This is a genomic window from Paenibacillus sp. UNC499MF, assembly GCF_900107975.1.
Classification (GTDB): domain Bacteria; phylum Bacillota; class Bacilli; order Paenibacillales; family NBRC-103111; genus Paenibacillus_F.
Genome location: NZ_FNVF01000023.1, coordinates 1 through 21,009, shown reverse-complemented (window position 1 = coordinate 21,009; position 21,009 = coordinate 1). Strand labels below are relative to the sequence as shown.

Annotated in this window: 24 protein-coding genes; 19 read left to right on the top strand and 5 right to left on the bottom strand. The window is 53.7% G+C overall.

Features of this window, described 5'->3' with window-relative positions; all coding sequences use genetic code 11:
- Positions 1 to 90 precede the first annotated feature (90 nt).
- Complete coding sequence (locus tag C4S74_RS25310) at positions 91 to 750, top strand: NAD(P)H-binding protein (protein ID WP_103998056.1); 660 nt, start codon at positions 91 to 93, stop codon at positions 748 to 750.
- A 72-nt stretch (positions 751 to 822) separates the two neighbouring features.
- Here C4S74_RS25310 and C4S74_RS25305 read toward each other — a convergent pair whose 3' ends face one another.
- The 4 genes from C4S74_RS25305 to C4S74_RS25290 form a co-directional block, all read right to left on the bottom strand.
- On the bottom strand, positions 823 to 1,590 hold the full coding sequence (locus C4S74_RS25305; RefSeq protein ID WP_103998055.1) for a TSUP family transporter: 768 nt from the start codon (positions 1,588 to 1,590) through the stop codon (positions 823 to 825).
- 88 nt (positions 1,591 to 1,678) lie between these two features.
- Complete coding sequence (locus C4S74_RS25300; RefSeq protein ID WP_103998054.1) at positions 1,679 to 2,611, bottom strand: polysaccharide deacetylase family protein; 933 nt, start codon at positions 2,609 to 2,611, stop codon at positions 1,679 to 1,681.
- 129 nt (positions 2,612 to 2,740) lie between these two features.
- A complete protein-coding gene (locus C4S74_RS25295) occupies positions 2,741 to 3,055 on the bottom strand; it encodes a dehydrogenase (RefSeq protein WP_103998053.1) in 315 nt (104 codons plus the stop codon).
- Positions 3,056 to 3,235: 180 nt separating this feature from the next.
- On the bottom strand, positions 3,236 to 3,691 hold the full coding sequence (locus tag C4S74_RS25290) for a cupredoxin domain-containing protein (RefSeq protein ID WP_103998052.1): 456 nt from the start codon (positions 3,689 to 3,691) through the stop codon (positions 3,236 to 3,238).
- 341 nt (positions 3,692 to 4,032) lie between these two features.
- Between C4S74_RS25290 and C4S74_RS25285 the strand changes: the two genes are divergently transcribed.
- The 17 genes from C4S74_RS25285 to C4S74_RS25205 all read left to right on the top strand — a co-directional run bounded on the left by C4S74_RS25285 (position 4,033) and on the right by C4S74_RS25205 (position 19,169).
- Entirely contained in the window at positions 4,033 to 4,626 is a 594-nt protein-coding gene (locus C4S74_RS25285; protein ID WP_103998051.1) for a DedA family protein, read from the top strand.
- Between the two features lie 32 nt (positions 4,627 to 4,658).
- Complete coding sequence (locus C4S74_RS25280; RefSeq protein ID WP_103998050.1) at positions 4,659 to 5,225, top strand: thioredoxin family protein; 567 nt, start codon at positions 4,659 to 4,661, stop codon at positions 5,223 to 5,225.
- Between the two features lie 14 nt (positions 5,226 to 5,239).
- Positions 5,240 to 5,863: an MBL fold metallo-hydrolase gene (locus C4S74_RS25275; RefSeq protein ID WP_103998049.1), complete on the top strand. Its 624-nt coding sequence runs from the start codon at positions 5,240 to 5,242 to the stop codon at positions 5,861 to 5,863.
- Positions 5,864 to 6,151: 288 nt separating this feature from the next.
- On the top strand, positions 6,152 to 6,520 hold the full coding sequence (locus tag C4S74_RS25270; protein ID WP_103998048.1) for a hypothetical protein: 369 nt from the start codon (positions 6,152 to 6,154) through the stop codon (positions 6,518 to 6,520).
- 647 nt (positions 6,521 to 7,167) lie between these two features.
- Complete coding sequence (locus tag C4S74_RS25265; RefSeq protein WP_103998047.1) at positions 7,168 to 8,364, top strand: Xaa-Pro peptidase family protein; 1,197 nt, start codon at positions 7,168 to 7,170, stop codon at positions 8,362 to 8,364.
- A gap of 225 nt (positions 8,365 to 8,589) precedes the next feature.
- Positions 8,590 to 8,967, top strand: coding sequence for a hypothetical protein (locus tag C4S74_RS25260; RefSeq protein ID WP_009671386.1), 378 nt, complete (start codon positions 8,590 to 8,592; stop codon positions 8,965 to 8,967).
- Positions 8,968 to 9,217: 250 nt separating this feature from the next.
- A complete protein-coding gene (gene gatC / locus C4S74_RS25255) occupies positions 9,218 to 9,505 on the top strand; it encodes an Asp-tRNA(Asn)/Glu-tRNA(Gln) amidotransferase subunit GatC (protein WP_103998046.1) in 288 nt (95 codons plus the stop codon).
- A gap of 67 nt (positions 9,506 to 9,572) precedes the next feature.
- Positions 9,573 to 11,030: an Asp-tRNA(Asn)/Glu-tRNA(Gln) amidotransferase subunit GatA gene (gatA, locus tag C4S74_RS25250; RefSeq protein WP_103998045.1), complete on the top strand. Its 1,458-nt coding sequence runs from the start codon at positions 9,573 to 9,575 to the stop codon at positions 11,028 to 11,030.
- 22 nt (positions 11,031 to 11,052) lie between these two features.
- Positions 11,053 to 12,501, top strand: a complete 1,449-nt coding sequence (gatB, locus tag C4S74_RS25245; protein ID WP_103998044.1) for an Asp-tRNA(Asn)/Glu-tRNA(Gln) amidotransferase subunit GatB — start codon at positions 11,053 to 11,055, stop codon at positions 12,499 to 12,501.
- 105 nt (positions 12,502 to 12,606) lie between these two features.
- Complete coding sequence (locus C4S74_RS25240) at positions 12,607 to 13,083, top strand: N-acetyltransferase (protein WP_103998082.1); 477 nt, start codon at positions 12,607 to 12,609, stop codon at positions 13,081 to 13,083.
- A gap of 48 nt (positions 13,084 to 13,131) precedes the next feature.
- Complete coding sequence (locus tag C4S74_RS25235; RefSeq protein ID WP_103998043.1) at positions 13,132 to 13,833, top strand: MgtC/SapB family protein; 702 nt, start codon at positions 13,132 to 13,134, stop codon at positions 13,831 to 13,833.
- Between the two features lie 158 nt (positions 13,834 to 13,991).
- On the top strand, positions 13,992 to 14,603 hold the full coding sequence (locus C4S74_RS25230; RefSeq protein WP_103998042.1) for an RNA polymerase sigma factor: 612 nt from the start codon (positions 13,992 to 13,994) through the stop codon (positions 14,601 to 14,603).
- Complete coding sequence (locus C4S74_RS25225; protein ID WP_103998041.1) at positions 14,545 to 14,889, top strand: hypothetical protein; 345 nt, start codon at positions 14,545 to 14,547, stop codon at positions 14,887 to 14,889. Before C4S74_RS25230 ends, C4S74_RS25225 begins: the two co-directional genes overlap by 59 nt.
- Before the next feature lie 76 nt (positions 14,890 to 14,965).
- Positions 14,966 to 15,553 carry a hypothetical protein gene (locus C4S74_RS25220; RefSeq protein ID WP_258042610.1) on the top strand — a complete coding sequence of 196 codons (588 nt, stop codon included), beginning with the start codon at positions 14,966 to 14,968 and terminating at the stop codon, positions 15,551 to 15,553.
- An 8-nt stretch (positions 15,554 to 15,561) separates the two neighbouring features.
- On the top strand, positions 15,562 to 16,788 hold the full coding sequence (locus C4S74_RS25215; RefSeq protein ID WP_258042611.1) for a DUF4097 family beta strand repeat-containing protein: 1,227 nt from the start codon (positions 15,562 to 15,564) through the stop codon (positions 16,786 to 16,788).
- A 121-nt stretch (positions 16,789 to 16,909) separates the two neighbouring features.
- Positions 16,910 to 17,344: a Fur family transcriptional regulator gene (locus tag C4S74_RS25210; protein ID WP_009671384.1), complete on the top strand. Its 435-nt coding sequence runs from the start codon at positions 16,910 to 16,912 to the stop codon at positions 17,342 to 17,344.
- A gap of 112 nt (positions 17,345 to 17,456) precedes the next feature.
- Positions 17,457 to 19,169: a glycosyl hydrolase family 18 protein gene (locus C4S74_RS25205; protein ID WP_258042609.1), complete on the top strand. Its 1,713-nt coding sequence runs from the start codon at positions 17,457 to 17,459 to the stop codon at positions 19,167 to 19,169.
- 130 nt (positions 19,170 to 19,299) lie between these two features.
- On the opposite strand, the gene C4S74_RS25200 is transcribed toward C4S74_RS25205, so the two are convergent.
- On the bottom strand, positions 19,300 to 19,713 hold the full coding sequence (locus C4S74_RS25200) for a YgzB family protein (RefSeq protein ID WP_103998038.1): 414 nt from the start codon (positions 19,711 to 19,713) through the stop codon (positions 19,300 to 19,302).
- A 412-nt stretch (positions 19,714 to 20,125) separates the two neighbouring features.
- Between C4S74_RS25200 and C4S74_RS25195 the strand changes: the two genes are divergently transcribed.
- On the top strand, positions 20,126 to 20,713 hold the full coding sequence (locus C4S74_RS25195; RefSeq protein ID WP_103998037.1) for a hypothetical protein: 588 nt from the start codon (positions 20,126 to 20,128) through the stop codon (positions 20,711 to 20,713).
- The last annotated feature ends 296 nt before the right edge of the window (positions 20,714 to 21,009 follow it).

Genomic DNA, 21,009 nt, shown 5'->3' with positions numbered 1-21,009 from the left:
CGCACTTCCCGCGGGATGAGAAAACGCCGGATGGCAAAATCTTCATGTACTTAACCCGTTTTTACGTTTTTAAACCAGGAGTGCTGCTTAATGAAAAAAACTGCCATAATAGCCGGAGCCTCGGGACTTGTAGGCAGAGAGCTGATCTCTGTGCTTATCGCCGATCCCGGTTACGAGAAAATTATCGTTTTAGTCCGTACGCCTATCGAAGGGCGGGACAGTGAAAGCAAGTTTCATCAGATCGTGACGGATTGGAACCCGGAGGAGCTGGAGGAAGCTTTACGCGGCGAATTGAAGCAGGCGGATGTCTTTTGCGCGCTGGGCACCACGATTAAGAAAGCCGGGACGCGGGAACAGTTCCGCCAAGTCGATTATGAATACCCGATGCTTCTGGGCAAGCTGGCGAAGAAGTACGGGGCCCGTCAATTTCTAGTCGTTTCCGCCATGGGAGCGAAGCGGGATTCCAAATTTTTTTACAGCCGGGTCAAAGGAGATCTGGAGCACGGTTTATCCGGATTGGGACTTCGTAAACTGCGAATATTCAGACCGTCCCTTCTGCTGGGAGACAGGGAGGAATTCCGTTTCGGCGAGAAAGCGGGAGCCGTTGCCGCGAAAGCCTTCTCTTTCCTGATGGCGGGGGGTCTTCGTAAATATAGGCCGATTACGGCTCAGCGGGTCGCTGCGGGAATGGCGGAAGCCGCCAAACAAAAAGGGGAAAGTATCCGCATCTACGAATCGCATCAGATATAAGAGGGAAGAGCCTTGCCGTTCACTTGAACGGCAAGGCTCTTTTTGCTGTGCGGCTGTCCGGAAGGCCGCGGTTCAGGACATGATCAGTGTCCATAGCTGTTTGCCGATCAGCACCGTGGTCATGATCAGAAAAAGCGGCTTAACGAAGGAGGCTCCCTTACGGATCGCAAAACGGGTTCCGACCAGCGCGCCTCCGATCATGGCGATTCCCATGGGGATTCCGTAAGTCAGGTTTACGGAGTCCAGCATGAGGAAGGTGACCAGGGCGCCGATGTTACTGGCGAAATTAAGCACCTTCGAATTGGCGGATGCTCCCACGAAATCAAAGCCGAGCAGCAGAAACAGAAAAATAAGGAACGAACCCGTTCCGGGTCCGAAGAAACCGTCGTAAAAGCCGATTACGAAGGCGCCGGCCGCCAGCCATAACCTGCTGCGCGGAGTAAGTCCGCTGAAGGTGGAAGCCGCTCCCCAGTTCTTTTTGAGCAGGGTATAGACCGTCACGGCAATGAGCAGTACCACGACCAGTGGTTTAAGGAACTCCGACGGGATCCGGTGCACCAGCAGCGCGCCGAGCATCGAACCGACCAGGGCCAGGGGAAAAAGAGCCGCCGCCAGCCGGAAATGAATTTTTCCGGATAGCAGGAACGAGGTCATGCTGGTCAGCGAACACATCGTTCCCGACAGCTTGTTGGTTCCGAGAACGAGCGCGGGCGGCAGGCCCGTAAACAGCAGCGCCGGAACCGTAATCAGACCGCCTCCGCCGACAACCGAATCCACGAAAGCGGCCAGAAACCCGGTTACGACGAGAAAAAGCAGCATCTCCCAGCTTAAAACGTCCATATGTAAAGCCACCGTCCTCCAACCAGGATCCCTTTTTTTCCATTGTACATCGGAAGAAGAGGGGAGGACAGATGAAATTGCCGGCCGACTAGTCCGTTTTGGAATCGGAAGGCTTGCTTACTCCGCTGGTTGAACCCCGCAGTTTCAGCAGTTCCGAAACCGTTACAAAATGATAGCCGCGCTTTGACAGCTCCGGCAGGATTTTACGGAGCGCATCGACCGTGTTCGAAGAACCCTGGACATGATCATGGAACAGGACTATGTCACCCTCACGGGCGTTGTTCAGCACCTTGTTCACGATCCGGCTCACGCCGGGAGCTTTCCAGTCTTCCGTATCCTGGTGCCAGGACCATAGAATCGGCAGGCACCCTTCCGCCAGGGAGACATGAACGAGCCTTTCGTGGTAATAGCCTCCGGGCGGGCGGAACAAGACGGGTGCGCTTCCGCTTATGGATTTAATCACCTTCTGCGCCGCCGCGATCTCGCTGCGTATGCTTTCCGTGGACCGGCTGCTGGTCAGGAAAGGATGGCTGTACGTATGATTGCCGATCTCATGCCCCTCGGCCGCTTCTCGTTTGAGCAGTTCCGGAAACCTCTCGGCTCTCTTGCCGACGACGAAAAAGGTGGCTTTCGCCCCGTACTTTTTCAGCTCGTCCAAAATTTGCGCCGTCTGGCCCGGATCCGGCCCGTCGTCGAACGTCAGCGCGATCACTTTGCCCGCGGACGGAACCTCCCATACGATTTCTCCGCGCTGCTCGTAATAATCCCGGTCTCTGGGCTTGGAGGCGGCAGCCTGCGAACTTTCCTCCGCAGGTATCGAATCCGGTGAAGCGGTTGGACGGAGCCGCTGTTCGTTCACGTCTTCCGGACCGGCCGCCGCTGGCGATAACCCGTTTGGGGCAGGAAGCCTGCCGGATGCGGGCGCGGGTACGGGGGCCAGGGAGAAGAAAGCGAATATCGCGCAGGCCGCAGCCGTGCGCCGTAAAGGAAGGGCCTTGACGGGCCCGGAACTGATGCTCATGCTGAGTGAATCCTCCTGTCGTTTGCATATCCGATAGGGTTATCCTGCCCTTACAATCCCGTTTCATCCGGCTGCCGAATCCTCTCTATCATAAAAAAACCGGCTCCGCAAACGCGGACCGGCGCATTCTTAACCCCCGTAAGCGCTGCGGAACGCTTTGGACAGCGTATCGGCGTGCACGTCCCACAATACGGCTATCTCTGGAGCGACATGCTCTTCCCACCAGTCCGCCTGGACTTTGCGGTTATCCGAATGCTCAACAATAAACGCGATATGCTGGGCTACTTTCCGGGTGTATATTTTCTCCGCTTCCTCGATTTTTTCCGGAGAGACATACATCTTCAGCTTTTTAACGGTTCGGTAAAGCTCACGGCTGCACGAACGGCGTATTCCCCGGGCGCTCGGAATTTGCGGCTTGTGCTTCTCGTTGGTTTTATTTTTCAACCGGATCGCCTCCTGACTCTGTTTCATTGTATGCGGCCGGCCCGCCGGAAGTGAGAAGGGAAGAGAGGCGGCGGAACGGCCCGAAGAGTAAGGGAAGGGGGGGATGAAGAGGAAATCGGAAGTGACGAGGCTGGTAAACGAGCCGGCAGACCATAAAAAAAGGAAGCCGGAGGCTCCCTGTCAGTCAATGACGTTAATATAAGCGATCATCGGCCCGCTGTGGGCGATATCCGTGTGAGTCGTACAGATGAGCCGGTAAGTTCCCGGTTTTTCCGCTTTAAAGCTGACGACCGTTTCCTTGCCTTTCTTAACTTCACCCTTGATATTCAAGCCTTCGATAATAAAAGGATGGCTGGCCCCGTTGACTCCGTAAATGCTGAGCCGGATATTTTCGCCTTTGCGGACGACAATCGTGCCGGGGTCCCACCGGTAAGCCTCGATTTCTTTGCCGTTATCGAGCTTGGTGGAAAATTCCCCCGTAACGAGCTGGATTGTCCGCTCCGCAGTCGCGGCAGGCTGCGCCGCCGTAGACAAGATTTGCGGATTACGGAAAAACAGAACCGCCGCGAACGCTACGCAAAGAAATCCGAGAAACATAACGAAGTGATATTTTTTAAGCACAAAAGATTTGAACATGAGCTTTCCCCCCAGACCAGTTTGTACACTATATGCACGGGCTTGTCAGCTCATGATGAAAATAACCGGACAAGTAAAATTTGTCCGCCCGGCCTTTTACGCCCGGCGCGTCTTGTTTGCAGCGCACCCTGTCACGCTGCAAACAAGACGCGCGACGGGAAGCTGGGGGAGCCGGCGGCTTTACCGGCCCGCAGGGGGGAGGTTTTACGTCTCTTTACAAAACCCGGGAGTATAGTAAGTGGTTGACGGCCTTTCTCTATGGTAGAATAGGGGAGATTATACGAGAAGAAAGCGCGGAACAACCGCGAATCGACAATCATGCTGGGGAAAGTGGGTTGGAGATGGGAGAGTTTATTCATTCGCTTTTGGTATTTTTTGAAGGCCTCGGGTACTGGGGGGTCATGCTCGGGCTGATGATCGAGGTCATTCCGAGTGAAATCGTACTCTCGTATGCGGGCTATCTGGTAGCCAAAGGCGAGATCGGTTTTGCGGGAGCCGTCTTTTTCGGCACCGTGGGCGGAGTCGTCGCCCAGATTTTCGTCTACTGGGTCGGCCGTTACGGCGGACGTCCTATTTTGGAAAGGTACGGCAAATACATATTCATCAATAAGCATCACATCGACGTTGCGGAGACCTGGTTCAACAAATACGGAACAGGCGTTATTTTCACGGCCCGTTTCATACCGGTTGTCCGGCATGCGATCTCGGTACCGGCGGGGCTTGCCAAGATGCCGCTAGGACTGTTCACGTTCTATACGACGCTGGCGGTTATTCCGTGGTCCATGCTGTTCGTCTACCTGGGGATGACCCTGAAAGACAATTGGGAGAACATCGACGACATTGCAGGCAAATACACAGTTCCGATTCTAATCGCAGCTATCGGTCTTATGATCATTTATCTGGTAGCCAAAAAAATGCGGGCAAAGCGTAAATAACGCCGTTTGCCGTCAAAGAAGGGATGGATTTTATGAGTACCAACTTATCCGCCGTTATCGGCAAAGGCTTGACGCCGCAGCAGTTTATCGACAGCATGCAGCGCAATCAGGAAGCGTTTCTTGACTGGTACGGCAAGTTCCAGTGGGAGACGGAGGAAGACCGTGAATTTTTCGAATCCATGAACAATCGCGACGACCTGCGCTGCGTGATCATTGCGGCAGAGTGGTGCGGCGACGTCGTACGCAACATTCCGGTCGTATTCAAGGCGCTGGAAAACAGCGGAATACCGGTGGAAGTCCTGATTATGGAGGAGCATACCGATGTCATGGACCAGTTTCTTACCTTCGGCGGACGCTCCATTCCGGTTGTGATTTTCACGGATACGGGCGGGCACGTGCTTGGCAAATGGGGACCTCGTCCTGAACGGGTACAGGCTGTCATGAGAGCTTTTAAAGAAGGAAATCCGGACCGCGAAGCGCCCGACTACAACGATAAAATCCAGGCGGTACGCGCAGAGATGCTCCGCCAGTACGGCGAAGGTATCGGCTACCAGTCCGTCATCGTAAGCGAGCTCCGCAAGCTGCTTTCCACGTTCTGACAGGAGGGGTAGACATGATCCGTATCGAAACTTTTACGCTCGGCCCCATGGGAACGAACGCTTACCTGCTGACCGACGAAAGCGGGCGGAAGGGCGTTGTTATCGATCCCGGCATGAAGCCCGGACCGCTGCTCAAGCGCGTTAAGGACATGGAGATCGAAGCCATTTTGCTTACGCATGCGCATCTCGATCATATCGGAGGCGTGCAGGAGCTCCGGGAACTGAAGAAGTGCCCGGTCTATCTCCACGACGCGGAGAGCGACTGGCTGGGCAGCCCTAAGCTGAACGGCTCCGCGCGCTGGCCGGATGTTACGGACCCTATCGTGGCCGATCCGGCTGAATATGCGCTTGACGAGGGACAGGTGCTCGAATTTTTCGGCACCAAAATCAAAGTGCTGCACACCCCGGGCCACTCGCCGGGCAGCGTCAGCTTCCTGTTCGACAACCACTTGATCGGCGGAGACGTGCTGTTCCGTTTGTCCGTCGGCCGCACGGATCTTCCCGGCGGCGATTGGAATACGCTGCTCGACTCCATCCACGGCAAGCTGTTTGAGCTTGGCGACGACGTTACGGTCTACCCGGGTCACGGCCCGAAGACGACGATCGGTTACGAAAAACAGAACAATCCTTATATTTAAGGGCAGTAAATTTTTACGGCTTCAAAAAACCTCCGGAATGCAAGCCGGGCGAACATCCTTTTGCTGACAGCGGATCCTCCGGGACAACGGGCGTCAGCGGACGGGCATTCGCCGGGTCACGGCACCCGGAGGTTTTTTTTCATATGCGGGGCCTAATTTTACGGGGCTGGGTATATACCGTGTTCCGGGCGGGAACAAACCCATAGACTGTTGGTGTAAGGCTGTAAGCCTACTTTCCGCGTAATGTCATCCAAATACGGAACGGTAACATACAGGAGGGAATAACCAATGGAATATGTTAAAAAAACGTACACCGGTCCCGTCTACACACCCAAACAGACGGCACCTATGCCCCAAGCCGTAACACCCCCGCCGATGCCGGCGCCCATGCCGGCACCTATGCCTATTCAAACGATGCCCATGCAGCCGACTCCGCTGCCTTATCCCGGACCGCTGCCGTCTCCGGTCATTCATACGCCGCCTATGCCTATCGTAAAACCGGTGTATGTGGCAAGCTGTAAACCGCATTATCCTGTCTGTCACCCCGTCAAGCCGGTCGCGAAAAAGTGCTGGACCGACAATTCCGCCAATATTCTTGTTCTTTTCATCCTTCTCGTCATCATTTCCAGCGGTTTCGGTTACGCCAAGAAATGTTAGTTGAGCGGTAGTCCGCAAGGAATATTCGAGTAAGAACAACATGAAAAATCCGGATGCCAAAGCGTCCGGGTTCTTTTTTGACCGGGCTGTGATCCCACGGGCGCCGGCTTGCGGATGATTCAATTAAGCTGAAATAAAAAGCTTGCCTGCATGATCCTAATGTGATATTTTGGAAAAAGAAGATACGAAACGAATACGTTTGTTTGCGAAGAACGCAAGCTTTCGGCAGATGCCGCGGGTTTGCGTTTTTTTATTTTCGTTTTGTGTGTTCATAAGCCCCCGTTTTAAAAAGTCCGCTTGAAGCGGTGCTTCGGCGGATCCCCGTTTTAAACTTCAGTTATCCGCTCCATCCCTCGCACCAAAATGCGCTTTATCGGTCCGGTTTAAAGGCTGCATGCAGTGTGCCCTGCGGCCCCGGATCAGCCCCGCAACATATTGATCTAATAACCTGGGAGTGTCCCCGCGGCACCCTAAGTGAGCTTGAATCAATCTCGCATCCGCCGGATCATTCCGGTTCATTTCCTGCCTTCACCGCCTCCGCCCGACGGCTTCATGTCCGTGTTTTGCCGCACGGAATCTGTTTGCGCGCTCACGCCGGAGCGGGGTATGATGGCGGTATAAGAACCGTAGGAAGGGATGGATAATTAATGAATACAAAGGATCATCCGTACGCGGAAAGACAGCGGCGGCTGCAGAAAGCGATGCAGGCGGGCGGAATCGACGGTTTCCTGGTCAATCACCATATCGACATGTACTATTTTAACGGCTCCATGCAGAACGGGTACTTGTTCGTGCCTGCCGAAGGCGATGCGCTGTTTGTTGTGCGCCGAAGCATCACGAGAGCCCGGCAGGAGTCGCTCGCGGAAGTGGAGGAACTCGGCTCCCTCCGTACGCTCAAAGACCGGCTTGCCGGACGCTGTCCCGGCGTATTCGGCCCCGGGAAAGAGCCCGTCATCGCCACGGAGTTCGACGTGCTCCCCGTCCAGCAGTTTCAGCGTCTGGAAGGAGCCTTCCCGGGCGTGAAGTGGAAGGACGGCTCGCTGCTCGTCAAAGAGCTGCGGATGATCAAGTCCGCCGATGAGATCGCGCTCATCCGCAAGGCCGCGTCCGTGATCGACCGGACGCTGGAGAAGGCGCTGGCCGGTATCCGCGAAGGGATGCCCGAGTTCGAGCTGATGAGTCTCATCGAGCGGGAGAACCGTCTGCAAGGCCACCTCGGGCTTATGCGCATGCGCGCGTATAACTCCGAGCTCATTACGGGCTGCGTAGCGGCAGGCGCGGCTGCGGCCGAGCCGACATATTTTGACGGCCCCGCAGGAGGAAGAGGGCTCAGCCCGGCAAGTCCGCAAAGCGCGGGAAGCCGGCCCATCGGCCGGAACGAGCCTATACTTATCGATATCGGCTGCAACATCGAAGGCTACGTGATCGATCAGACGCGGACCGCGGTGATCGGCATTTTGCCGGATGAGCTTCAGCGCGCTTACGAAATATCGGAGAAAATTTTGAAGGAAGCCGAGGCGATGATGAAGCCCGGTACCGTTGCGGAGCATCTTTACCTGCAATCGCTGGACACGGCTTCGGCCGAAGGGCTGGGCGGCCATTTTATGGGATACGGCATGGATCAGGTTAAGTTTCTCGGGCATGGGATAGGCCTTGAAATCGACGAGTTTCCGGTGTTGGCCAAAGGGTTTAAATACAAGCTCGAGCCCGGAATGGTGATCGCCGTAGAACCGAAATTCACATTCCCCGGACAGGGCGTCGTCGGGATCGAGAATACATATGTCATTACGGAAACCGGTTTTGAGAAGTTGACCGTATCCCGTGAGGGCGTTCTCGGCCTCTGAGAGCAGCCCGATCCAGCAGTGGCGGTTCAACCGGAGGTCAATAAAAACTCTCACAAACCGTCCGGAAAACAGGGAGACGTTTATGGACAGCTTCTTCTTTTTTTAGTACGATGTTACTAATCCATGCTAGATTCGATAGTAGAGCCGCGGCTTGATCGCATCGCTTTTCAGAAGAATCGGAACAGGGCAACTCAGCCCGCTCTGCATGGGAAAGGGGGAATCCGGATGCTGTCTTTGGGAGCGCGCGTCATTATCGTGGAAGACCGGCTGGAGCAGAATCTGCCGATCGGCGATTACGCCTACATCATCGCTTATGACCGCAACAACGACAACTTGTTCGACTACGTCATCCGAGTGCCGAAGCTGAATAAACATTTTTTCGTGCCCGCCTCAGATATCGAACTGGAAGAAGTCCTGCTTCGTCAGGAAGTCGACCGTTTGGAGAAAGAAGCCTTGATCGACTTCGCGCTGGCGACGCGCAATGAAGAACTGTTTAACCGAGTGATGAACGGCGAACCGGTTGAAATCGTTGCAGAGAAGAGCAAAGAAGTTCAAAGCGCCGAGGATTTCATCAAACAGGTGAACCTCCGCGCTTGGATATAGATGACCGTTTGAGCTTTTCGGGGGCATGTTCCCGTACAAAAGATTGCAAATAGAGCCTTTCCGTCTTAGGTGACCCGGGAGAGGCTCTTTTTGCGATCTGACTTTTGCATTCCCGCGATTACCGAAAAACCGCAAAATTCCGCTTATTTCTGCGTTTTCGGCCGGGAATCAATTGAGATCAAAAAATAACTAGGCTATAATAGGTAGAATGAATTTGGCGTGTACATACAAAGAGAGGTGCGAATCGTCTGTGAGCATTACTATTAAGGATGTCGAACACGTGGCCAAGCTGGCCCGCCTTGATCTTTCTGCCGAAGAGAAGGATCAATTTACGGAGCAGCTTAACGCTATTTTGAAATACGCCGAGCAGCTTGGCAAGCTGGATACGGAACATGTGGAGCCGACGAGTCATGCGATGTCCGTCAAGAACGTGACGCGAGAGGATGAAGTGCGTCCTTCCCTGCCTTTGGACCAAGTGATGCTGAACGCTCCGGAAGAAGAAGACGGGCAGTTCAAAGTGCCTGCCGTTATGGAATAAATACGAACGATTCACCAGGTTTTGAATTTTGCACGGTTGTCTGTTATTTGAAGGGAGGCACCTTACGTTGTCGCTATTTGAGTTGAGATTACAAGAATTACATACCCAGCTGCTCGATAAAAAGGTATCCGTCACGGAACTGGTCGATCAGTCTTACCGGCGGATCGCCGAAGTGGACGGCAAAGTAAAAGCATTTCTGAAGCTCGACGAGGAAAATGCCCGCCGCTCCGCCAAAGCGCTGGAGGAGCGGATTGCCGCAGGAGAATCACGGGGAATCCTGTTCGGTCTTCCGGCGGGAATCAAGGATAACATCGTGACCGAAGGCGTCACAACCACTTGCGCAAGCAAGTTCCTGTCGAACTACACGCCCGTGTACGACGCGACGGTGATGCGCAAGCTGAAGGAAGCGCAGGCGCTTCCGGTCGGCAAGCTGAACATGGACGAGTTCGCCATGGGCGGCTCCAACGAGAACTCCGCGTTCCATGCGACACGCAACCCGTGGGATCTCGATCGCGTACCCGGCGGTTCCAGCGGCGGTTCCGCGGCTTCCGTCGCCGCCGGCGAAGTGTATTTCTCGCTGGGCTCGGATACCGGCGGCTCGATCCGCCAGCCGGCCGCCTACTGCGGCGTGGTCGGCCTGAAGCCGACCTACGGGCTCGTGTCCCGGTTCGGACTTGTCGCGTTCGCTTCTTCGCTGGACCAGATCGGTCCGCTGACGAAGAACGTCGAAGATTCCGCTTACGTCCTCCAGTCGATTGCGGGCCACGATCCGCAGGACTCCACGTCGGCGAACGTGGAGATTCCCGACTACGTCTCCGCTTTGACCGGCGACGTGAAAGGGCTCCGCATCGCGGTGCCGAAGGAATACCTGGGTGCCGGCGTCGACCCTCAGGTGAAGGAGAAGATCCAGGAAGCGCTCCGTGTGCTGGAAGGTCTGGGAGCGGTGGTCGAGGAAGTTTCCCTGCCGCATTCCGAGTATGCCGTCGCGGCGTACTACCTGCTCGCTTCCTCGGAGGCATCCTCCAACCTTGCGCGTTACGACGGCGTCCGTTACGGCGTCCGCACGGACAACGCGAACAACCTGCTGGAAATGTATCATATGTCCAGAAGCGAAGGCTTCGGTCCGGAAGTGAAGCGCCGGATCATGCTCGGTACTTATGCGCTCAGCTCCGGTTACTATGATGCCTATTACTTGAAGGCGCAGAAAGTCCGCACGCTGATCAAGCAGGATTTCGATCAGGTTTTCGAAAATTATGATGTCGTGATCGGCCCTACGGCTCCGACGACGGCGTTCCGTCTGGGAGAGCAGGTAGGCGACCCGCTTACGATGTATTTGAACGATATTTTGACCATTCCGGTCAACCTGGCAGGTATTCCGGCCATCAGCGTACCGTGTGGTCTGGCCTCTGGCCTGCCTGTAGGACTGCAGATTATCGGGAAGGCGCTGGACGAGTCCACCGTGCTGCGCGTAGCTCACGCTTTCGAGCAGAACACCGATCATCACAAGCAGCGTCCGCAGCTATAACGCGTAACAGGAGGGATCTTTTTTGTCAGCGACTGAAACGAAATACGAAACCGTGATCGGGCTTGAAGTTCACGTTGAACTGCATACAAATTCCAAAATCTTCTGCGGCTGCTCAACCTCATTCGGCGCGCCTCCTAACACGCATACGTGTCCGGTCTGTCTCGGACATCCGGGCGTTCTGCCGGTGCTTAACCGGCAGGCGGTCGAATATGCGATGAAAGCCGCCATGGCTTTGAACTGCGAAATCGCGGACGTGACGAAATTCGACCGCAAGAACTATTTCTATCCGGATTCGCCTAAGGCGTATCAGATTTCCCAATTCGACAAGCCGATCGGCGAGAACGGCTGGATCGACATTGAAGTGGATGGGAAGACGAAGCGCATCGGCATCACCCGGCTGCACCTTGAAGAGGACGCGGGCAAGCTGACTCACGTCGACGGCGGATACGCTTCTCTGGTTGACTTCAACCGGGTCGGAACGCCGCTCGTCGAGATCGTTTCGGAGCCGGATCTCCGCTCTCCGGAAGAGGCGCGCGCGTACTTGGAGAAGCTTCGCGCCATCATGCTTTACTGTGACGTCTCGGACGTCAAGATGGAAGAAGGCTCCCTGCGCTGCGACGCCAACATCTCTATCCGTCCGGTAGGCCAGGAGAAATTCGGCACGCGCGCGGAGCTTAAGAACATGAACTCGTTCCGCGGCGTACAGCGCGGTCTCGAATATGAAGAAATCCGGCAGGCCGCAGTCCTGAACGGCGGAGGCGAAGTCGTCCAGGAAACGCGCCGCTGGGATGAAGGCCAAGGCAAAACCATTTCCATGCGGGGCAAGGAAGAATCGCATGACTACCGCTATTTCCCGGACCCGGATCTTGTGAACCTGCATATCGATGCCGCCTGGAAAGAGCGGGTCAAATCGTCGATTCCGGAGCTTCCGGATGCCCGTAAAGCACGCTACGTAAGCGAGTACGGACTTCCGAGCTACGATGCCGAGGTTATTACCGCTTCCATGAAGATGGCCGATTTCTTTGAGGAAAGCCTTCAGTATACGTCCGATTCCAAAGCCGTTTCCAACTGGATCATGGGTGACCTTCTCGGTTATCTCAATGCCGGTGGACTGGACTTCGGCGATATCCGGATAACCGGTCAAGGACTCGGTGAAATGATCGGTCTGATCGAGAAAGGCACCATTTCGAACAAAATCGCCAAAACCGTTTTTAAAGAAATGATCGAAAGCGGTAAAGCACCGCAGCAGATTGTCGAAGAGAAGGGCCTCGTACAAATCAGTGACGAAGGCGCCATCAAATCCGTTGTCGAGCAGGTTGTGGCAGGCAATCCGCAGTCCGTAGCCGATTATAAAGCGGGCAAAGAGAAGGCGGTCGGCTTCCTCGTCGGCCAGGTTATGAAGGAAACGAAAGGCAAAGCCAATCCCGGCCTGGTCAACAAGCTGATCGTGGAGACTTTGCAGGCGCAATAAGCCGAACAGCTAAAGAGTTTTAAGCACAACGAACGGCATGTCCATCAGGATGTGCCGTTTTTTTACAGCAAGAAGGGCGTAAACCGGTATAAGGAGATGAAAACGATGATGAGACCAATCCCCTTGGACGATGTTCAAGCCGTGCTGGAGCTGCTTGCTCTGCAATCATCGGCTTATCTCGTGGAAGCGGAGCTGATCGGGTACAAAGACATTCCGCCCCTGAAGGACAGCCCTTTAACTCTGAGGTGTTCCAAAGAGACGTTTACGGGGTATTATCTCAATGACCCGGAGGAACGGGAAGAACTTGCGGGCGCTATCGCATGGGAAGAGAACGGAACAGAGTTGACGATAACGCGGATGATGGTTCATCCTCGTCATTTCCGTCAAGGAGTTGCCTCCGCACTGATTCGGCATGCGCTGGCGGCTAACCCCCAGGCCGGCAGATTTGTCGTGTCTACGGGAGAAGCTAACCTGCCCGCCGTCTCTCTCTATGAGAAATTCGGCTTTCACCGTACCGGTAAACGCACGATTGCCCCTTCCGTCGCTTTGGTGACATTTGAGAAGAGGCGGAGCATACAATGAAACAGAGACAGGACAGGTCACGACGAGAGAAGGAGTGTGGGAACGAAGTTGAATGATCCTTGGGTAATCGGCCAGTTGGATTTGACGATTAGACTCATTTTGGCGTTAGTGCTTGGAGGCTTGATCGGCTTCGAGCGGGAACTGAGCAACCAGGCGGCCGGATTCCGGACGCATATTCTGGTCTGTGTCGGTTCCGCTTTGATCATGCTGCTTTCCATCTACGGATTCAGCGGGTTTTCCAAGGAGCTGAATGTCCGGATGGACCCATCCCGGCTGGCGGCTCAGGTTGTCAGCGGAATCGGTTTCCTTGGCGCCGGAACGATTATACGCAACGGCTTTTCCGTATCCGGGCTTACGACGGCCGCCTCCCTGTGGGTTGTTGCCGCGATCGGTCTCGCAGCGGGCGCCGGTTTTTATTACGCGGCTATCCTGTCCACGATTATGGTCATTCTTTCTTTGTGGATTTTAAATAAAATCGAGCACAAATATTTCGGCGCCAAGAAGCGCCACCTGATCCGGGTTCATGCGCTGGACCGGCCCGGCAATCTCGGCAAAATCTCCGGCATTCTCGAGAATAATAAAGTGGAGATCCGCAAATTCGGTGTGGATGAAGAAGAAAGAGGAGAGAGGGACGACCGGCAGACGATTATGATCTATCTGAACGTTGTCATTCCGGATTATCACATGATTCCTCTGCTGTTGGATGACATCCGGCATTTGGACGGCGTGGTAGGAGTAACGATGGAATAATTAAGTTAGAAATGTGGAGCGGGGCCGAAGCCCTGCTTTTCTTTTTTTACGGGGTTTGAAGGGGTGTATTTATCGGCATCGTCAAAAGATATGTAAACCGGATGTTAAGCGCGTTATAGTTATAGTAAAGAGGGCACAAGAGAAAGGGCGGTGAAGCAATGGAGCACCTGACAGACGAACAGCTGGTGGATCAGATTAACCGGGGGCAGGCGGAAGCTTACCGCGTTTTGGTTGATCGCCACAAAAGCTACGTGTATACGCTGATTTACCGGTCGGTGAACCATCGCGAAACCGCCGAAGACTTGTCCCAGGAAGTGTTTCTGAAGCTATACCGCTCTTTATCCCATTTCAGAGGGGAGAGCAAATTCACGACTTGGTTATACCGGATGACCGTTAACCTCGTTACCGATTACCGCCGTGCCCAGCGCAGGCGTCCTGTAGTTCCCTTGCTCGACAAGCTCAAGACCTGGTTGGCCGACCGCAGGACAGAGCCCGAACAGCAGGCGATCCGTCATGAAGAGAGCGACTCCGTTCACCGGTTGATCGCCGAAATGCCGGAGAAATACAAACTGGTGATGTATCTCTATCACTTCAAACAGTTGTCGTACCAGGAAATATCGGATGTGACCGATCTTCCCCTGAAGACGATCGAGACGCGCTTATACCGCGGCAAAGCCATGCTTAAAGAAAAATGGTTGGAGGTGTATCCAGATGCCCGAACGAACTCCCAGACGTCCCAGTCAGCCCCGGCTTCACGAGCTTCACAGTAGCCCGGAACTTCCGCCCGCACTCCAAGCCGAACTAAACGGCATGAAGGTGCTCCACCCTTCCGCGAATTTCACCGACCGTGTGATGAAGGGGATTGCCGCGGGAAATATCGTGCCTGGATTTCGGCCCGTAGCGCCGAAGAAACGCAGGCATTCGGAACTCGTCAATCTTTTCATCGCCACAGCGGCTACTTATATATTTATCAACTCCGGTCTGTTGAAGCTTTTGAATTCGCATGTGGCCGATTGGTCCGAATTCGTACAACACTTGTCCAACAGAATAGGATAACGTGCATGACGATCATGCAGCAAGGAGGTACGGAATGTCTCAACAATTTTCTTACACCCCAGGAGGTTCACCCGAGATGGATGACTTGAAAGACCCGCACTTTTATGAGGAGCAGCAGCGGAATTATCCGCCCGGCCCCCCTTACGGCGTACCGCCATATCCCCCGTATTTTCAGCAGCCGCCCAAGAAGAAATGGCTGGCCATGCTTCTTTCTCTGATGATGCCGGGAACCGGCCAGTTTTATGTGGGGATGATGCAGCGCGGATTGTTTATCATGATGCTCGTCATTATGGATATTTTCGCGATTGTGCTTTTCGCAACGCGGGATGAGGGTTCGAACGTGGCCATGATCACTTTGTTCTCGCTCATTCTGCCGGTTATTTACTTCTATAACGTATTTGAAGCTTTGCAGCTTACGGATATCGTTAACAGGCGCCGTTTTTACGGAGAATCCGAAGAATTGACCGACCCTCTGCAAAAACTGGCCAAAGGGGGAAACCTCGGTATTCTGCTGATTGCGGCCGGCGGATTCCTTTTTCTCGCCAGCAGCAAACCGATCTGGCTGGAATCGTTCTTTAAGCTGTTCGGTTCCTATTTCGGAGCCATCTTTCTCATAATCGGCGGAATTGCTCTTTTTGTCTGGGAAACGAAAAGAAAACAATAGATTGGGTGATGGGGTTGATAAAAGCGGGCAGATTCACCGCGGCTGTGCTCTTCGTCACGGTTGGCGTGTCGATGCTTCTGGACCGGGCCGCAGGCACCCATATGATGGGGCAGCTGATAAAATGGTGGCCCCTTTTGTTTGTGGCCGCAGGACTGGAACTCATTTTGCTGCAATTCCTGTCAAATTCCAAGGGAGCTGCCGTCAAACTGGACCCGGTCGCCATTTTTTTCTCGGTCGTTATCTGTGCCGTCGTCGTCGGTTCCCAGGGATTGAGCCAGGGACTGCTCTCAGGAATCAACCTTCAGATCGGATCGGTACAGGGGCAGAGTTTCGACAAAAAAACGGAGGAGTTCGCGCTGACTCCGGCGATAACCAAAGTTCACGCGGTCAACACGAACGGGCGCATTGAACTGGCGGCCGGAGACGTGGATGCCGTCCGGATACAGGCCACGGTCTGGGTGACTGCCGCCGATGAACAGGAAGCCCGCAAAATCGCGGATGCTTCACATGTCGAGCAAAGCGTACAAGGAAATGAATTAACGCTTAAAGCGGTTGGAGAAGAATATACGAAGGCCTGGTTTGTCAAAAATAAAGCGAGGATAGACTTTACCGTTACGCTTCCGCGTGCGGCGTCTCTGGATTATCTGGCCGAAACGGAAAATGGTGCCGTCCGCGCCTCGGGTCTCCGGGCCTTGAACCTGTTATCTGCGCATAGTAGCAACGGATCGGTGGAATTAACCGATATCCAGGGCCATGTAGAAGCGGTTACGGCAAACGGCAAAATCAACGCCGGCTCCATCTCGGGAGCCGTCAAAGCGCAAACCGTCAACGGCGAGGTCGTTGTCCGGGAAACCGGAGCGGGCGTACATGCGGCCGCCTCCAATGGTAAAGTCACCCTTTCTTCGGTGAAGGGAGACGCAGTAGCGCGTACGGACAACGGCAGCATCAAAATCAAAGATGTTTCCGGACGCGTTCAAGCGGAGACCGAAAATGGATCGGTACGCCTTGAATCCGCCGAAATGTCTGGAGACTGGCAGGCCAGCACAGGCAATGGCCGGATTACGGTCCGTCTGCCCGCGGATGCGGGCTTCAAGGTCCAAGGTTCCGCGACAGCACTCCGGACGGGACTCCCTATCGAACTGGTGGAGGAAAAGTTAAGCGGTACTGTGGGAAACGGTGAACATGTTCTTACGATCCGAACGGATGGCGAGATTTCCCTGGAAACCGTAAATTAAACGCATTACGCCTTCATCAGGCGTTGACAAGTGCAATTTCTCACACGTACAATAGAAGAAAGGTTGTATCTGTGTCCACAGAGTACACAGTACTGCCCCTTACTAACAGGTGGTGAGAATCATGTCCGAACATTTGGAAGAAGCGCTTGCCAAACTTAAAACGACAGGTGTTCGCATGACTCCGCAGCGGTACGCGATTTTGACGTACTTGTTCGACTCCTTCAACCACCCTACGGCTGATGAGATTTACAAGGCGTTGGAATCCAAATTTCCGAATATGAGCGTGGCCACGGTTTACAACAACCTGAAAGTGTTCATAGACGCGGGGTTAGTACGAGAATTAACCTATGGGGACGATTCCAGCCGTTTCGATGCCGATTTGTCCGATCATTATCATGCCCGCTGCCAAAGCTGCGGCAAAATTTCCGATTTTGATTACTCGCCGATCGTTGACGTTGAGCACGTTGCTGCTCAGCAAACCGGCTTTAGGGTAGGCGGACACCGGCTTGAAGTCGTCGGACTTTGTCCGGATTGTGCAGGAAAGGCGACGCATTGATTCGTCGTTTTCAAAACTTCCATACACGTTATTACGCGAACGTATTAGCCGCTCTTCGTTATCGGGCGTGCCGATACGTTTTTCTTTTTTTCGAAAGGATGTGCAGAAGCTTTTGAAGCAGCCTTACATGAGCGGCTCGAAGCGCAAAAAGAGCCGGTTGCGTTCGTTTATTCTCTTGCTTATCGTATTGGCGGCCATCGCTTATCTGGTCATGACCCGGCTGCCTAATAATAACCATATAACGCCATTCTACGCTAACCTGGACAAGCCGGTTTTCTATCAGGGCGAAGCTTACGAAGGCGGCTCCGCCTTGGGGGCCAAAGGCGCCATGAAGCTTCCCCTCGGACTCGTATCCGAATGGATCGATCCGGCCGTTATCGGCGAGGCCTCCACCAATTCCGTTATTTTAACGACGGAACAGGCCGTAGTGCGGCTCCAGACCGACAAGGCTTCGGCTTCCCGGAATCTCAAAGAAATCCCGCTGGCATCGCCTATGATCAGGCAGGGAAAAGAGTTTTACGTACCCGTTTCAATCCTAAAGGACCTGTACGGGATAGAAGTCAGGGAAGATGCGGAAACAGGCGCTGTATCGCTTTTTAAACCCGGAGAGAAAGTACGCTGGGGGACGTTTCGCGGTAAAGAAGGAGGCGAACTGCGCAGCGGCAGTTCGGTTCGCAGCCCGATTACGGGCAGCTTGGCGGATGGCGAGCATCTCATGATTTGGGGCGAACAGAACGGCTGGTACAAAGTTCAGCTGCCCGGCGGACGGGCCGGTTATGTGAAGACGTCGCTGGTGACGGAAGAAAAAGGGGAGGAGATTCCCTCCTTCCAGCCTCCCGCCGCGAAGCCGCGCTGGAAACCGGAAGGTAAGCTCAATATGACATGGGAACATGTCGTTACGGCGACGCCCAAAACGGCCTCTATTCCCGAAATGCCCGGTCTCAACGTCGTGAGTCCCACCTGGTTCCATCTCGCAGACGAGAAGGGAAGCATCAAAAATCAGGCGGACCCCGCCTACATTAAATGGGCGCACAGCCGCAATTATCAGATATGGGCGCTTTTTGACAACTCGTTTGAACCGAACATGACGGGTAAGGCGTTGGGAAGCTACGAAACCAGGCTGAACATGATTAGCCAGCTTCTTTCTTTTACAAAGCAGTATAATTTGCAGGGCATCAATATTGATTTTGAGAACATGAACAAATCCGACGGCCCCCATCTGGTCCAGTTCGTAAGAGAAATGGCTCCGCTGCTCCATGAGCAGGGACTGGTTCTGTCTATCGACGTTACGGCAAAATCGGGCAGTGACGCCTGGAGCCGCGTATATAACCGGCCCGCTCTGGCGGCGGCAGTGGACTATATGATGCTTATGGCGTATGACGAACACTGGGCATCGAGTCCGAAATCGGGGTCAGTCGCATCTCTCCCGTGGGTGGAGCGTTCTCTCAAACAGATACTGGATGAAGATAAAGTGCCGCCTTCCAAGCTTGTGCTGGGGATTCCTTTTTATACGCGGATATGGACGGAAGAACAGAAGGATGAAGGTATCAAGGTAAGCTCGAAGGCCGTATTTATGGAGAAGCCCCGCAAGATCATACAGGAAAAAGGGCTTACTCCCCAGTTCCGTGAAGACACCGGTCAAAACTACGTCGAGTACAAAGAAGACGGAAAACTGAACCGGATTTGGCTGGAAGACGAAACTTCCGTCAAAGCCCGTCTGGAGATCGTAAGCAAATACAAATTGGCGGGGGTCGCCTCATGGCGGCGCGGTTTTGAAGAACCGGCCATATGGCAGGTCATTGCCGATGCCCTGCAATCGAAATAAGCCTTGAAGGCTTTTGCGGTCAAACAGATCCGGGCAAGCGGAAGATGGCTGCTTCTTGGACCGCGTCGTTCGGAATCATTAAATTCCTACAAAAAAAGCTGTCATCCGTAATGGATGGCAGCTTTTCGCATTAACTTTTAGATGAGTCGATTGCGGACGACGCGGAACCGGTTTCCGCTTTGCGGATATTGTCTTCATCTACGCTCTCGGCTTCCGCGGGTGCCATGGAAGGGTCAACCGTCAAAATCGTCTTGCAGAACATGCAGCGGTCCGTTTTGCCGATCATCTTTGTCCTTTTGCCGCACTCGGGACAATCGAGCGCCACGGCGGAGGTTGACATCATGCCCGCCCAGAAATAAATGGCCATACTTCCTAACATACTGATCATTCCTAGAATCAAAAAGATAACGGCAATGATTCGCCCGGCGGCGCCCCAGTCGAACACGACACCGGCCAGGCCGATGATCATAATAAGCATGCCGCCCATGGTCAGCAGCAGACCCCATAAGCGGAATTCATTGATTTTACTTGATTTCAAAAGCAACGGTGTTCCCCTCTTTCTACAGGCATTTTCGGAATTTAAACACAATATGTTCTCATGTAAGCAGGAAACGGCTGAGGAAAGTAGAATTACTTTTCTAACGAACGTATGACGGCTGCGGGAGCCGGATATACACGCAGCGGGAAAGATAATTCCGCCGGCATTTACCGGAACCCGTTAAAGCGCGGCCATATCGTCTCGCGATCCGCAGCAGATTGCTTTCATCACAGAAGGATATGTAATCCTTCTGCTGGTTTACTACCAATCATCCGGACACTTACAACTCCATACATCATTATATAGAAGACAATCATTGTATACAAGGAAGATGGTTGAATTCGTCCGTACTTGAACAGGGGCTGCTGCAGCGATTAGATTGAATATCGTTAACGGTCTTTTGAAAGGGGAGATCCGATTGGATCGTCAATTGTATTTGGAAGACTCTCGGGAGCGGGCGCTTTCCATGCCGGAAGAGCTGCGCGACCGCCAGCTGCTGTCGGAATTTTCGCTTTTTCTGAACAAGTATTTGAAGAGCAAGTCCTACATACTTGAGGAACATCTGCTCGATGCTTACCAGAACGTGCTGGAAGCTTTGAAACACTGGGCGCGCATTGTCATCATAGAAGAAGGGGAAACTGTCCAGGACGCGGTCTGGAATCAGGTTCGCCCGATAAACACCGGCGTGTACAAATTATATGAAGAACTGACCACGAGCAAAGAAACGCTGAAGCAAAGAATACAGCTTGTCCTTCTGGCATGCGAATTTTCCGTGATGTCCAAAATGGAACGCTGCTGCAAGCCGCTTATTCAGCTTCTGGATTCAAGGCCTGAGCCGTGGAGTACGGATGAGCTTCTGGAACAGCCCGAAATTCAAATTCTGGGCAACAATCTTCAGCAGCTCCTTAATAAGCTTGTCAAAAAAACATTGGTCAAAGAAGTGGCGATTCCTGCCGACGCCGAATGTTCTCGGCTCTTGCTGCGTTATACATTGTTCAAAAACTAACCTCATCCTGACGGGATAAGGAAAGTCAGGCGGCCTGCGGAGGCTGCCTTTTTTCTTTCTTTTCGCTTCAAACCCTTGATAAACAAGGGGATAGCATTAGTCATGTTTTTCCAATGTCCAAAAGGGTTGACTTCATAATAGGTTTCATGGTAAATTAATTTTCGCCCCTTCGAAAGGCAAGTCGCTAACTAAGGACAAGCCGCTAACATCGAACGGAGCGCTCAAAAAAAGTTCTTGCATTACTAACGCCGAATGTGGTATAGTAGTCAAGTCGCCGCCAAACGAGGCAAAGCGAC